Below are 12,667 nucleotides of genomic sequence, written 5' to 3' on the forward strand. Positions count from 1 at the left end.
CGTTTTGGCCGTACACGGTCCCCGGTTCCGACGAACCCAAGGGTGCATAACCACCCAGACCACCCCAACCGTTCGACGTCGACCCTTGGGTTCGCGGGAACTCCGGGCTTTCCAGGCTCCCCACTCGGGTCGCCGTCACCAAGGGCAAAGTAAGTCTGCGTTATCGCTGTTCAGGTAGATGGTGAGGGATGACCAGCTCCGACATAGGGAAAAGTAACTTTAAGTTCTGTCGCGGATTCAATAAGTGACGATTGCGGCTCGGGCGTACCAGTCGGTAGCGACTCGGTTACAAACCATCCTTCTTCCGACCTTCGGTGGAGATCGGGAGAAAGGTGCGGACGTGAGACGTGAGTGGGAGCTGGAAGACCTGATCGAGTGCTGGACACTGGATGAAGAGGAGCTCGCCTTGTTGGCGAACAAGTCCGGGGCCACGCGCTTGGGCTTTGGGCTGATGCTCAAGTTCTTCGAGTTGGAGGCGCGGTTCCCACGTCGGGAGGACATCCCGCGGCCGGCGGTGGGAGTTCATGGCTGGGCAGGTCAAAGTCGACGCGGCCTTGTTCGCCTCCTATGACTGGTCGGGCCGGACGATCAAGAATCATCGGGCGCAGATCCGGGACTTCCGCAGCTTCCGAGAGCCGACGGTGGGCGATGAGGACAAGCTCGCGGACTGGCTGGCGGACAAGATCTGTCCGGTGGAGATGTCGCGGGACCGGCTGCGGAGCGCGCTGCTGACTCGCTGCCGTGAGGACCGGATCGAGCCGCCGAAGACGACCCGGATCGAGCGGGTCCTGGGCGCGGCGGAATCGATGTTCGAGCGGCAGTTCACCGAGACGACTGTGGCACGTTTGTCGGCCACCTCGGTTCGGCCACTTGGGCGCACCACAGCCCGCAAGGACACCGCGTTCCCTGTAGAGGCGACCCGGGCTCGACGAGCACTCGGTCTGCCGCACGTCAGTCAACTCCCAACAACGAGTGACACGAGCCGAAACTCGGCAGGCTCGGCAGCCGTACGGTGCACGGTACGGCTGCCGAGGTGGTGACGAGGACTCCGGTACGGCTAGGCCGGGATGGCGCCGAGCTGACGCAGCTGGGACAGGACGTCGACGACTCCCCAGATCTCGGCGATGCGCCCGTCGGCGAAGCGGAAGATGAAGATCTCGTTGTAGGAGACAGCTCTGCCGGTGGGTGGCAGGCCTCTGAGGCCGCCCTGGTGGGTCCCGGTCACCGTGTTCCTGGAGACGACCTTGTCCCCTTCCGCGATCATGTCCTCGGCCGCGACGTGCAGGTCGGGGAACGCGCGAAGGAGCACCGCCCAGACCTGCTTGAGCGCCTGCACTCCGGTCGCCTCACTCGGTACCGGCGCGTGGAACAGCACGTCCGGATCGACGATCTCGTCGATCGTCTTGGCGATGAACGCGACATCGCCGGAGTTCACCGCGTCGTGGAAGCGGTTGAACGTTGCTTTGTTGGCGGTCGTCCGGATGGTTGTCATCTGGCTTCTCCTCGACTCGATGGTGGCACTCGAGACAGGGCCGCCACGCTCAGGAAGGCGAAGGCGAGCAGGGCGGCGCCGGTGCGCACGATGTGGGCGATCTGCCAGCGGTCGCGCACGTCGGCCCAGTCGGGGGGAGGCGCTTGCACGTCCCAGGTGAGCTGCAGGCTGTTGATCGGCACGTTGACCACCAGGGACACGATGAAGATCAACACCAGCAGCGCGAAGGCTGCCACGGTGAGCCACCGGCGCCGGCCGCCGGCGGCGACCGCGACGAACAGGAGCACTGCGGTGGCGAGGATCGCCGGGACGAGCGTGGCGATCGCGAGAATGTCGAGTCCGACCAGCTCGATCTTGCGCACCTGCGTGTACACGTGCCGGTCGAAGGCCCGCAGCGGCAGCTCGATGACGAGGACCGCGGTGACGAATCCGGCGAAGACGCCGCCGAACAGCAGGCTGACGAACTGGGCGATCCTTCCAACCGCGGCCTTGGTCATGGCTGGACCGCCGGCCTCATCTGTGATCAGAGTCATCGCCGGCCTCCGAACGCTGCCGCGCGGTGGGCGGCCCACTGAGCGTAGGTGAAAGCCGGCCGCCCGGTGACGGTCGAGGACGAGAGCAGCACGACATGCTGCAGGTCCGACAGCCGGGCGGCCTCGAGAAAGGCGTCGAGCCCGGTGGAGACCGGGAACAGGAACGCCCGCTCCAAACCGTCCAGTGCCTCGGCGAGAGTGTCACGGTGGGTGAGGTCGCCGGGCACGACCTCGACCTGCTCGGGGAAGGAACGGTTGCCGGGGGTACGGGTGACGGCGCGGACCTTCTCGCCGGCGTCGAGCAGCTGGGTGACAAGATGGGAGCCGACGTTTCCGGCGGCGCCGGTGACCAGAATCATGGGTTGGTTCTCCTCAGGGTTGGCTTGCAGGGATTCGTCCCTGCGCGGGGGGATGCGGTGATCGTCTCGGCGTACCCGCCACTGGGCGAGCGGCGGATGATGCCGGTCTCGATGCCGTGCGCGCGTTCTTCCCGCTCCTGTGCCTGCAGGGCCAGGCACAGGCGTCGGGTGACCTCGAAGGTCACGACGGGACCGGCGAGGACCGCGATGCGGAAGAACCAGGTCACCGCGAAGAGCGACAGGTCGAACTGGTGGGCGATCTGGTCGTTGGCCGCCGCCGCCCACAGCAGGCCGAAGAAGGTCATGCCCGCCGCGCCGAGCCCGGTCCTGACAGCCGCCTCGCGGGGCCGGTCCAGGGCGTGGTGGAGCGTACGGTCACCGGTGAGCCTGCGTTCGATGAGCGGACAAGCCGCCAGGACGGTGAAGAAGGCTCCCGGCACGATGAGAGCGGGGATGAGGATCGAGAGGGAGAGCGGGTGGCCGAAGACGACGGGTTCCCAGGCGGGCATGATGCGCAGGGCGCCGTCCAGGAAGCCCATGTACCAGTCGGGTACGGCGCCCGCGCTGGTGATGCTCGGGTTGGCCGGGCCGTACAGCCAGATGGGGTTGATCTGCCCGACGGTGCCCAGCAGTGTGAGCACGGCGCAGGTGGCGAAGAACAACGCCAGCGAGCTGAGCGGCGGCACCGCGGTGGCGGCCGGATAGTGGGTACGACCGTGCCTCTGCAGCAGCTGGCGTCTGACCACCAACAGCTCATACATGAGCACCGGGATGATCAGCACGTGCAGCCAGTAGAACAGTTCGATGACCTGATCACCGGGGACGGCGCCGCCGAACAGCAGACCGGTCAGGTAGGTACCGATGAGCGGGATGGACTGGGTGACGCCCTGGATCAGCGCGAGGCTGCCGCCGGAGAGCATGTCGTCGGGCAGGATGCCACCGGTCACGCCTGCGGCGATCGACAGGAGGAACAGGCCGACCCAGATCAGCCAGTTCAGGCCGCGGGGGCGGCGGAAGGCTCCGGTGAAGAACAGCCGCAGCAGGTGCAGGCAGATGGCGGCGATGAGGATCAGCGTGGCCCAGTGGTGGATCTGCCGCATCAGCAGACCTCCGCGTACCTCCAGGCTGATCTCCATCGTGGAGTCGAAGGCGCGGCTGACGGGTACGCCGCGCAGCGGAATGTAGGCGCCCTGGTAGATCACCTGGGTCGTATCGGGGTCATACAGGAAGGCCAGGAAGACCCCGGTGATGATGAGCACGATGAGGCTGTGAATCGCGATCTGGCCGAACAGGAACGACCAGTGGTCCGTCCGGCCGCCCGGCCGCGCCAGCCGTACCCGCAGGCCTTTCATGCGTGGACCAGTGGCTGCGGTCGGGCGTACTGCTCCGCGCCCGGTTCGATGATGTCGCCAGCCGAAGTCACGGCGAAGGGTTTCCATCGTCGATTTCATGCCGCCAATCGTGGGATTCCGCGGCCGTGAGGATCAACGATGGATCAGGTCATGCTCCGGTAAGCCTGACTTACTGCCGAGAGCCGAGTTCTGCTCCATCAGCTCTTGAGACTCCCGAGGTCATGTACGACCCGTGCGAGGGACCTGATGAGTTCGTTGTCGGTCTCGCTGCTGCGCCACACCATGCCGTACAGCAGTGCGTCCATGTCCTTGATGGGCAGATAGGCGATGTCCGGCCGCACCCAGTAGCGGGTCATGTGGGCGGGGAAGAGGGTGACGGTCTCCGCCATGCTGGTCCGGGTGAGGGCATCTTCCGTGTCGTGGACGAAAGGGCCACGTTCGATCATGCGACCGCGGCGGGTCTGACGCGGCGCGAAGGCGTCGAACCAGTAGTCAGGCCCGGTTTCGGTGTCGGGGTGCTGGAAATCGGCGACCATTTCCAGCGAGACCGACGTCCGCTGGGCGAGCTCGTGGTCTGCGGAGACGGCCAGCACCCGGGGGTCGGCGAACAGGACCGGTCCCACGGTGAGGTCGGGCTCTTCCACCGGTAGCCAGGCGACCAGGACGTCGATGTCTCCGCGGCGCAGCGCGGCGAAAGTTTCCGCGAATCGGACGCTCTGGATGTGCAGCCGCCACTGCGGATGGCGAGCACGGAAAACGTCCCAATAGGGGCGCAGGTCATGGGCGTTGACGGGAAGCAAGCCGACGCGGAGTACCCCGGTGACGCCTTGGGCGGCCAGTTGGGCGCGCCGCACACTGTCATTGAGCCCGGCGTACAGGGGTAGGAGGTCATCTCTGAGCTGCTCGCCGATCCGCGTCAGCCGTACGCTGCGGCTGGTCCGGTAGAACAGCTCGGCGCCGATCCTCCGCTCCTGCTGCTTGATCACCTGGCTCACCCGCGCGTGAGTGATGTGCAGCCGCTCGGCGGTTCGCCCGAAGTGCAGCTCTTCGGCGAGCGTCAGGAAGATCTCGATGTCACGAAGTTCCACGTTCGCCTTCCATCGGTAAGTCGCGCTTACCGGAGCATAGCGAACTGCGTCGTTGATCCGGATTGGCCACAAATCCACCATTTGGAGAGCCGGCATCAAGCGGACTGAGGAGAGACCATGACGCATCGACCGCGAGTCGTGATCATCGGCGGTGGGTTCGCCGGTTACAACGCCGCGCGGGTTCTGAACCGCAAGCACCGGCGGGAGATCGATGTCACCCTGCTGAATCCGACCGATTTCATGCTCTACCAGCCCTTGCTGCCGGACGTGGTGGCCGGGATCGTGCATCCGCGCCATGTCGCGGTGTCCCTGGCCGCCGCGCTGCCGTACACCCGGTTGCTGCCCGGCTCCGTCACCGGGCTGGACGCCGATCAGCGAGAGGTCCGCTACGTCGACTCCGAGGGCCGATCGCGGCAGGTCGGCTACGACCGGCTGATCGTCAGCGTGGGCGCGGTGAACAAGGTTCTGCCGATCGAGGGCAGCCAGACCTACAGCCACGGGTTGAAGGGTCTGCCCGAAGCTCTCTACCTGCGCGACCACATCATCCGGCAGGTCGAGCTGGCCGCCGTCGCTGAAGACCCGGAGGAGCGGCGGGCCCGGCTGACCTTCGTCGTGGTCGGGGCGGGCTATACGGGCACCGAGACGGCCGCTGTCGGGCAGTTGTTCACCCGGTCTCTGCTGCGCAGGTACCGGAGCTTGGCCGGCGTGCCGGTGCGCTGGGTCGTCGTGCAGTACGACGACCGCGTCCTGCCCGAACTGCGCCTTTCCCTGGCCAGGACCGCCGAGCGGGTCCTGCGCAAGCGGGGAGCCGAGCTGCGGCTGGGTACCACGGTGCGTAAGGCCGCGCCGGATGGAGTGTTGCTCAGCGATGGCGAGTTTGTCCCGGCCAGGACCATCGTCTGGACGACGGGCGTCCGTCCCGATCCGGTCATCGATGCGTTCGGCCTGCCCACGGTGGGCGGCAGGATCCAGACCGACGAGTTCATGGCGGTGAGCGGCCACCCGGAGATCTACGCAGCCGGCGACGCGGCCGCAGTGCCCGACCTGGCCGGTCCGGGCGAGATCACCCCGATGACGGGGCAGCACGCCGAACGGCACGGCGCGGCCGTGGCCCGCAACGTCGCTGCCTCGCTCGGACTGGGCCGGGGCGCCAAGCCGTACCAGCATCGGCTGCTGGGCTTCCTCGTCGACCTGGGCGGGTGGCAGGCGGCGGCGGACCCGCTGGGCGTGCCGCTGTCCGGGGTGATCGCGAAGCTGGTCACGCGCGGCTATCACCTGTACGTCATGCCGGGCAACCGGATCAGGGTCGCCGCCGACTGGGTGCTGGACGCGGTGCTGCCGCGCCAGGTCGTGCAACTCGGCCTGGTCAGAGGTGACGCCGTACCGCTGGACAGCCCCGACCCCGAGCTGCCCCAGCGGGTGTACCCGCCCCGCTCCCCACAGGGTGAGCACACCGAAGCGGTCACCCCCCTTTCCAGCGCGCCGGAGACCTCTATGCCCATCACCACTGACATCCAGATCCACGCCGTGAACGTCCTGGTCATCGGCTCCGGCGCGGCCGGACTACGGGCGGCGATCGCCGCCGCCGACGCCGGTTGCGAGGTGCTCGTCGTGGGCAAGCGCGCCCGAACGGACGCCCACACCGTGCTCGCCGCCGGGGGCATCAACGCCGTGCTGGGCACCAGGGACCCGCAGGACAGCTGGCAGCAGCACTTCGCCGACACCTACAAGGAGGGCTACGGCCTCGGCGACCCCGCGATGATCGAGATCCTGGTCCGCGAGGCACCGGATGCGGTTCGCGAGCTCGCCGACTGGGGCGCCCCCTTCTCCCGGCTCCCTGACGGCCGCCTGGACCAGCGGTTCTTCGGCGCGCACACCTATCGGCGCACCTGCTTCGCCGGCGACTGGACCGGCCGTGCCGTCCTCGAGACCCTCGCGCGCAAGAGCGAGGGCATCCCGATGCGGGAACGCTTCTACGTCACGGAGCTGCTGCACGCCGACGGCGAATGCTTCGGCGCCTTCGGCTTCGACCTGGACACCGGGGCCAGGACCGCGATCTACGCCGACGCCGTAGTGCTGGCCGCGGGCGGGCACACCCGGATGTGGCGGCGCAGTTCCTCACGCCGTGACGAGAACACCGGCGACGGCATGAGCCTGGCCCTGCGCGCCGGCTGCCGACTGGCCGACCTGGAGCTGGTGCAGTTCCACCCCTCCGGCATGACCCATCCAGAAGAGATCGCCGGCACGCTGGTCACCGAGGCGGTGCGCGGCGAGGGCGGACGGCTCTACAACGCCAACGGTGAACGCTTCATGGCCGCCTACGATCCCGAACGCCTGGAACTCTCCACTCGCGACCGGGTCGCCCTGGCCTGCTACACCGAGATCACCGAAGGCAGGGGCGGACCGCACGGCGGGATATTCCTTGACATCTCCCATCAGGACAAGGCCCTGATCCTGGAACGGCTGCCACGCATGTACCGCCAGTTCCTGGACCACCAGCTGCTCGACATCTCCACCACCCCCATGGAGGTCGCCCCCACCGCCCACTACTCCATGGGCGGCGTGGTCGTCGACGCCGAGACCACAGCCACCGACCTGACCGGCCTGTACGCTGCCGGCGAGGTCACCGCCGGAGTCCACGGTGCGAACCGCCTCGGCGGCAACTCCCTGGCCGAAACCGTCGTCTTCGGCCGCCGCGCCGGCCAAGCAGCCGCCGCCTGGGCCAGGGACAGGACCACCATCCGCCGTCCCGCCACCGTCGTGGCCGCCGCCAACGAACGGCTGGCCTCTCTGATCAAGCGCGGCGCCGAGTTCGCCCGTCCGCTCCAGCGCGACCTGCGCGACCTCATGTGGGAGCGCTGTGGCGTGGTCCGCGACGAGGACGGGCTCAAGCAGGCGCTCCTCGGCATCGAGGCTCTGACCGAACGGGCACAGCAGGTGGATGTGTCCCTCACCGCCGAAGGCCACGAGGACCTCGCCCACCTGTTCGACCTGCAGGCATCGCTGCTCGTGGCCAAGGCGACCGTTCTGGGGGCGATCGCTCGCAGGGAGACGAGGGGCTGCCACAACCGCAGCGACTACCCCGAGCTGGACGAAACGCTGACCAAGACCCTCGAAGTCTCGATGGACGAGCGCGAACTCCTGGTCGGCAGCCGCGCCCTACTCGAACCCGCCCCCGAGCTCGCCCGCCTGGCCGCGCTCACCCCCGACCTCGACCCGACGGGTCGACTCACCGAATAAGGAGATCGCAACCATGATTCTGGTAACCGGTGCCACCGGCAACGTCGGATCCCACGTCGTCACCCAGCTGCTCGACGCCGGCGAGAAGGTGCGCGTCATCACCCGCAGCCCCGGCAGCCATTCGTTCCCCGAGCAGGTCGAGGTCGTGCCCGGCGACCTCACCCAGCCGGACAGCCTGTCGGAGGCGCTGGACAGCGTGGAGCGGGCATTCCTGTTCCCCGTCTTCACCGGGCTCGACGCCTTCCTCGACGCGGCCCGGCTGTCCGACCTGCAGCACGTCGTCCTGCTGTCCTCCGCGGCGATCACGTACACCACGCCTTCGTGGATCGGCGAACAGCACCTGTGGCTGGAGCAGGCCGTCGCCGCCTCCGGGCTGGCGTGGACATTCGTCCGCCCCGGCTTCTTCACGACCAATGACCTGGCCTGGGCGCCGCAGATCAAGGCAGGCGACGTCGTCCGCGGCATTTACGGCAACGCCGCCGTGGCCCCGGTCGACCCGCGCGACATCGCCGACGTGTCCGTCCGGGCACTCCTCGACGAGCGCGTGGGCGAGTCCTTCCTGCTCACCGGGCCGCAGTCGCTGACCGGGGTCGACCGGGTGCGGATCATCGCCGAGACGATCGGGCGACCGCTGCGTTTCGAGGAGCTGCCTCACGAGCTGTTCCGGGAGCAGATGCTCCACCACGGCATGCCGGCCCCCGCGATCGACGACATGATCACTGGGCTCGCCGCCTGGGATGGCAAGACCGCACCGGTTCTGCCGACGATCGAGGAAATCACCGGACGGGCGGCCTTCACCTACGACCAGTGGGTCGCCTCCCGCGCGCAGGACTTCGGCTCGACGCCGGCCTGACGACCGTCACCCCCTTATCGACCAGAAAGCGACAAACCGACATGATCCTGATCACTGGAGCCAACGGCGTCGTGGGACGTCAGGCAATGAACCTGCTGCTACAAGAAGGCGCAGCCGTCGCCGCGGTCACGCGCGGTGCCGGCACAAGGGATGGTGTGACAGTCGTCAGCGGAGACCTGTTCCACCCGCAGTGGCTTGAGCCGGCGCTGGAAGGAGTGGAGGCGATACAGATCAGCCCGCGCGCCACCGGTCCAGGCCTCGGCGACCTGCTGAAGCTGGCCGTCAAGCAAGGCGTACGGCGTGCGGTGCTGCTGTCGGCCACCACCGTGGAGTATCCAGCGGGGGAAGCCCGCTTCGCCGCCCAGTTCAAACACGCCGAGGACCTCGTCACCAGCTCCGGCCTGGACTGGACGATCCTGCGCCTGGCCGACTTCGCCGCCAACGCCCTGGCCTGGGCACCCCAGATCAAGGCCGGTGACGTGGTGCGCGGCGCCTACGGCCAGGCCGCCACCTCCCCGATCCACGAAACCGACATCGCGGCGGTCACCGTACAAGCCCTCCGCACCAGCGCCCACGCGAGAAAGGTCTACACGCTGACCGGGCCGCAGTCACTGGACCAGTTCGAGAAGGTGCGCCTCATCGGCGCCGCCATCGGCCGGGAGCTGTCCTTCCAGGAGCTCCCGCCCGAGCAGGTACGGCAGGGCCTGCTCGCGCAAGGTCTGCCCGAGGAGGTCCCGGCCCGCCTGCTCGGCTCCCTGGCCGACTACGCCAGCCGTCCGGGCCCCACCACCGCCACCGTGGAAGAGCTGCTGGGCCGGCCCGCACTCACCTTCGCCGACTGGGCACACGACAACGCACGCACGTTCGGCGGCTGATCACCACCCGGTAAGCGGCCCCGTACCGGGGAAGCTCACTCGCGCTGCCACCAAATACGGGACAGAGCCCTTACGTCGCACGGCACGCAAACCGCCCGCTCAACAGGCTCGAGGGTCTCCAGCAGCGGTTCGGGCAGCCAGGGGCCGACGTAGGACTCCTTGCGGCGGCGTCTCGCGATCTCCGGTGCCGCAACGAGAACTCCGGACGCCGGTATGGCGCAGGCCACGAGCCACACCACTCACAGGAAGCGGGTTGCCGGCATCTCGTGGTCGGCAACCCAACAAAACGAAGAATGGAATGAGATCATGAGCAAGGTTTGGTTCGTCACCGGTTCGTCGCGCGGTCTGGGCCGCAACTTCGTCGAGGCCGCCCTGGCTCGCGGCGACAAGGTGGCCGCGACCGCGCGGAACACCGGCAGCCTTGATGAGCTGGTCGCAGCCTACAGTGACGCGGTGCTCCCGCTGGAGATGGACGTGACCGACAAGGCCGCCGTCCTCGAGAGCGTGAAGCGGGCCAAGGAGCACTTCGGCCGGCTCGACGTCATCGTGAACAACGCCGGCTACGCCCAATTCGGTGCGATCGAGGAGCTGACGGAGGAGCAACTGCGCGATCAGCTGGAGACCAACGTGTTCGGCGCGATGCGGGTCATCCAGGCCGCGCTGCCGTACTTGCGCGAGCAAGGGTCGGGGCACATCATCCAGATGTCCTCAGCGGCCGGGCTCATCGCCATGCCGCTCGGTGGCGCGTACCACGCCTCGAAGTGGGCTCTGGAGGCGCTGAACGAATCTCTTGCGGGCGAGGTTGCCGGCTTCGGCATCAAGGTGACCATGGTCGAGCCCGGCGGCTTCGCCACCAGGTCGGGCAAGAACCCGAATCCGCTCAACAACGGCTACAAGGTCGAGCCCAACCCGATCTACGACGATCTCCGCCGGGCACTCGCTGGGGTCGCGGGCAAGCTGCCCGCCGGCGACCCGGCCGCCGCAGCCCAAGCACTCCTCAAGATTGTCGACGCCGGCAACCCGCCCCTGCGGGTGCTCTTCGGTCAGGGCTTCTACCCGATGATCCAGCAGGCCTATGCCGACCGGCTCAAGACCTGGGACGACTGGCAGGACCTTTCGGTGGAGGCGCACGGTCGGGTCAGCTGAGAATCCCGGCCCGACTAACGACCTCGCACGATTAGATCGTGATCTTGGTCGGCGACCCGGCGTTGGTCTCAACCGGATCAACGAGAAGGCCGTACGGAATCATGCCGGGGTGTCCAAGCCTGGCTGGGGCCTACCGCCTTTCGCATTCCGCCTTCACCGGGATCTCCCGTAAACACCTGGGTCACCTGATCGAGGAAATCGCCCCGCGCTGGACCTCGCGCCAGCAGGACATGCTGACCGAGCGGCGCGGGCACGAGCGGCTGCGCTGAGGGCGCAGGCCCCAAGCACACTCTGGTCTTCGTCGACCGGGTGCTGGTCACGCCAACACCGTCGGCGGGCCACGACATCCCAAAAGCGATCAACTCTCCCGGCCAACCAGCAGGGGCACTGTCTTTCATCAGGACTCGAAGTCCAGGACACACAAGTGCTCACCCGCCGGACGGCTACCAATCAGCGGGTCCGCCGCACCGGCGGACCCGCTACGACTGATTAGGACATCAGCCATGAACATCCTGGTTCTCGGAGCGGGATACGCCGGAATGACCGCCGTGGCCGCCGTCGCGCGCCGCACCCGCGGCGAGGACGTTCGAGTGACCCTGGTGAACCCGAGCACCCGCTTCACCGAGCGGCTGCGGCTGCACCAGGTCGCCACCGGACAGAAGCTGGCCGATCTGCGGATCCCGGAGATGCTCGAAGGCACGGGCGTCGAGTTCGTCCAAGGCTGGGTGACCGCGATCGACGCCGGCGCCCGCCGGGTGGCGCTCGCCGACGGCCGCTCGCTGGAGTACGACAATCTCGTCTTCGCGCTCGGCAGCGTCGCCGACACCGGCATGGTGCCGGGCGTGGCCGAGCACGCGGTCACGCTGAACAGCGCGGACGAGGCCGCCCGTCTCACCTCCCGCCTGGTGGCGGGCGCGACCGTCGTCGTCGGCGGGGGCGGTCTGACCGGGATCGAGGCCGCGGCCGAGATCGCCGAGCAGCACCCGTCCGTGCGGGTCGTCCTGCTCAGCCGAGGCGAGCTCGGAGCGATGATGCGCGCGAAGGCGCGTACCTACCTGCTGGCCGGGCTCGACCGGCTCGGCGTCGAGGTGCGGACCGGCGTGTCCGTGACCAAGGTGATGCCGGAAGCGGTGGAGCTGGACGGCGGCGAGCTCGTCGCCGCTGACGCGGTCCTGTGGACGACCGGTGTGAAGGTGTCGCCGCTGGCCGCCGAGGCCGGGTTCGAGGTCGACGGGCGGGGCCGGATCGTGGTCGACACCGCGTTGCGTTCGGTCTCCCACCCCGAGGTCTACGCGATCGGCGACGCCGCGGCGATCCGTCAGAAGTACGGCGTGATCCATGGGACGTGCCAGAGCGGCATCCCCACCGGCGCCCACGCCGCCGCCTCGCTCGCGCGTGAGGTGCGGGGCAAGGAGCCCAGGCCGTTCCGCTTCCGCTACGTGCACCAGCCGGTGTCCCTGGGCCGCCGCGACGCCGTCATCCAGTTCACCCACGCCGACGACACGCCCGCCCGGTTCTACCTCAAGGGCAAGTGGGCGGTCTTCTATAAGGAGACGGTCAGCAGCAGCCCATGGAAGGAGTTCGCGATCCTCAAGCGCTGGGCCCGGCTGCCGCTGTCCCTTAAGGGCGGCCGTGCGACCCGTATGGCATGATCGTCTCCGAAGGGGGTTTGATGGACATCCTCGACCAACCTCGGGGCCACCACCATCATCCGCCCTGCGCAGATTCG

At 68.1% G+C, this 12,667-nt stretch carries 12 protein-coding genes and 1 pseudogene; 7 read left to right on the top strand and 6 right to left on the bottom strand.

What is annotated here, in order from left to right; genetic code table 11:
• Positions 1–524 precede the first annotated feature (524 nt).
• Complete coding sequence (locus ACTMTI_RS48805; RefSeq protein WP_441127716.1) at positions 525–1,040, top strand: DUF4158 domain-containing protein; 516 nt, start codon at positions 525–527, stop codon at positions 1,038–1,040.
• A gap of 17 nt (positions 1,041–1,057) precedes the next feature.
• Here the strand turns inward: ACTMTI_RS48805 and ACTMTI_RS48810 are convergent, their stop codons facing one another.
• The 5 genes from ACTMTI_RS48810 to ACTMTI_RS48830 all read right to left on the bottom strand — a co-directional run bounded on the left by ACTMTI_RS48810 (position 1,058) and on the right by ACTMTI_RS48830 (position 4,824).
• Entirely contained in the window at positions 1,058–1,492 is a 435-nt protein-coding gene (locus ACTMTI_RS48810) for an ester cyclase (protein ID WP_441127717.1), read from the bottom strand.
• Complete coding sequence (locus ACTMTI_RS48815) at positions 1,489–2,025, bottom strand: anthrone oxygenase family protein (RefSeq protein WP_441127718.1); 537 nt, start codon at positions 2,023–2,025, stop codon at positions 1,489–1,491. Before ACTMTI_RS48815 ends, ACTMTI_RS48810 begins: the two co-directional genes overlap by 4 nt.
• Positions 2,022–2,384, bottom strand: a complete 363-nt coding sequence (locus ACTMTI_RS48820; RefSeq protein ID WP_441127719.1) for an SDR family oxidoreductase — start codon at positions 2,382–2,384, stop codon at positions 2,022–2,024. The genes ACTMTI_RS48815 and ACTMTI_RS48820 overlap by 4 nt, the downstream gene beginning before the upstream one ends.
• Positions 2,381–3,736, bottom strand: a complete 1,356-nt coding sequence (gene qcrB / locus ACTMTI_RS48825; protein ID WP_441127720.1) for a cytochrome bc1 complex cytochrome b subunit — start codon at positions 3,734–3,736, stop codon at positions 2,381–2,383. Before qcrB ends, ACTMTI_RS48820 begins: the two co-directional genes overlap by 4 nt.
• Before the next feature lie 197 nt (positions 3,737–3,933).
• Positions 3,934–4,824: a LysR family transcriptional regulator gene (locus ACTMTI_RS48830; protein ID WP_441127721.1), complete on the bottom strand. Its 891-nt coding sequence runs from the start codon at positions 4,822–4,824 to the stop codon at positions 3,934–3,936.
• Positions 4,825–4,941: 117 nt separating this feature from the next.
• On the opposite strand from ACTMTI_RS48830, the gene ACTMTI_RS48835 reads away from it, so the two are divergent.
• From ACTMTI_RS48835 to ACTMTI_RS48845, 3 genes are read left to right on the top strand one after another with little or no spacing between them, the layout of a single operon-like run.
• Positions 4,942–8,064: an FAD-dependent oxidoreductase gene (locus ACTMTI_RS48835; protein ID WP_441127722.1), complete on the top strand. Its 3,123-nt coding sequence runs from the start codon at positions 4,942–4,944 to the stop codon at positions 8,062–8,064.
• 13 nt (positions 8,065–8,077) lie between these two features.
• On the top strand, positions 8,078–8,917 hold the full coding sequence (locus ACTMTI_RS48840; protein ID WP_441127723.1) for an NAD(P)H-binding protein: 840 nt from the start codon (positions 8,078–8,080) through the stop codon (positions 8,915–8,917).
• 41 nt (positions 8,918–8,958) lie between these two features.
• Positions 8,959–9,792, top strand: a complete 834-nt coding sequence (locus tag ACTMTI_RS48845; RefSeq protein WP_441127724.1) for an NAD(P)H-binding protein — start codon at positions 8,959–8,961, stop codon at positions 9,790–9,792.
• Positions 9,793–9,875: 83 nt separating this feature from the next.
• Here the strand turns inward: ACTMTI_RS48845 and ACTMTI_RS48850 are convergent.
• Positions 9,876–9,968 (bottom strand): annotated as a pseudogene (locus ACTMTI_RS48850) (RNA polymerase subunit sigma-24); the annotation flags it as partial.
• A 130-nt stretch (positions 9,969–10,098) separates the two neighbouring features.
• Between ACTMTI_RS48850 and ACTMTI_RS48855 the strand changes: the two are divergent.
• From ACTMTI_RS48855 to ACTMTI_RS48865, 3 genes are all read left to right on the top strand, one after another.
• The gene (locus ACTMTI_RS48855; RefSeq protein ID WP_441127725.1) at positions 10,099–10,938 is read left to right on the top strand and encodes an SDR family NAD(P)-dependent oxidoreductase; all 840 of its coding nucleotides are present in this window, start codon (positions 10,099–10,101) and stop codon (positions 10,936–10,938) included.
• Positions 10,939–10,976: 38 nt separating this feature from the next.
• Positions 10,977–11,207 carry a hypothetical protein gene (locus ACTMTI_RS48860; RefSeq protein ID WP_441127726.1) on the top strand — a complete coding sequence of 77 codons (231 nt, stop codon included), beginning with the start codon at positions 10,977–10,979 and terminating at the stop codon, positions 11,205–11,207.
• 234 nt (positions 11,208–11,441) lie between these two features.
• Positions 11,442–12,590 (top strand): NAD(P)/FAD-dependent oxidoreductase, encoded by a 1,149-nt coding sequence (locus ACTMTI_RS48865; protein ID WP_441127727.1) that lies wholly within the window; start codon positions 11,442–11,444, stop codon positions 12,588–12,590.
• Positions 12,591–12,667: the final 77 nt, after the last annotated feature.

It is taken from the genome of Nonomuraea sp. H19 (assembly GCF_052068215.1).
Lineage (GTDB): Bacteria > Actinomycetota > Actinomycetes > Streptosporangiales > Streptosporangiaceae > Nonomuraea.

Excerpts from the sequence above, each read along its gene's own strand:
- ACTMTI_RS48805 (WP_441127716.1), top strand. The coding sequence starts at position 525 with ATGGCTGGGCAGGTCAAAGTCGACGCGGCCTTGTTCGCCTCCTATGAC.
- ACTMTI_RS48810 (WP_441127717.1), bottom strand. The coding sequence starts at position 1,492 with ATGACAACCATCCGGACGACCGCCAACAAAGCAACGTTCAACCGCTTC.
- ACTMTI_RS48815 (WP_441127718.1), bottom strand. The coding sequence starts at position 2,025 with ATGACTCTGATCACAGATGAGGCCGGCGGTCCAGCCATGACCAAGGCC.
- ACTMTI_RS48820 (WP_441127719.1), bottom strand. The coding sequence starts at position 2,384 with ATGATTCTGGTCACCGGCGCCGCCGGAAACGTCGGCTCCCATCTTGTC.
- qcrB (WP_441127720.1), bottom strand. The coding sequence starts at position 3,736 with ATGAAAGGCCTGCGGGTACGGCTGGCGCGGCCGGGCGGCCGGACGGAC.
- ACTMTI_RS48835 (WP_441127722.1), top strand. The coding sequence starts at position 4,942 with ATGACGCATCGACCGCGAGTCGTGATCATCGGCGGTGGGTTCGCCGGT.
- ACTMTI_RS48840 (WP_441127723.1), top strand. The coding sequence starts at position 8,078 with ATGATTCTGGTAACCGGTGCCACCGGCAACGTCGGATCCCACGTCGTC.
- ACTMTI_RS48845 (WP_441127724.1), top strand. The coding sequence starts at position 8,959 with ATGATCCTGATCACTGGAGCCAACGGCGTCGTGGGACGTCAGGCAATG.
- ACTMTI_RS48855 (WP_441127725.1), top strand. The coding sequence starts at position 10,099 with ATGAGCAAGGTTTGGTTCGTCACCGGTTCGTCGCGCGGTCTGGGCCGC.
- ACTMTI_RS48865 (WP_441127727.1), top strand. The coding sequence starts at position 11,442 with ATGAACATCCTGGTTCTCGGAGCGGGATACGCCGGAATGACCGCCGTG.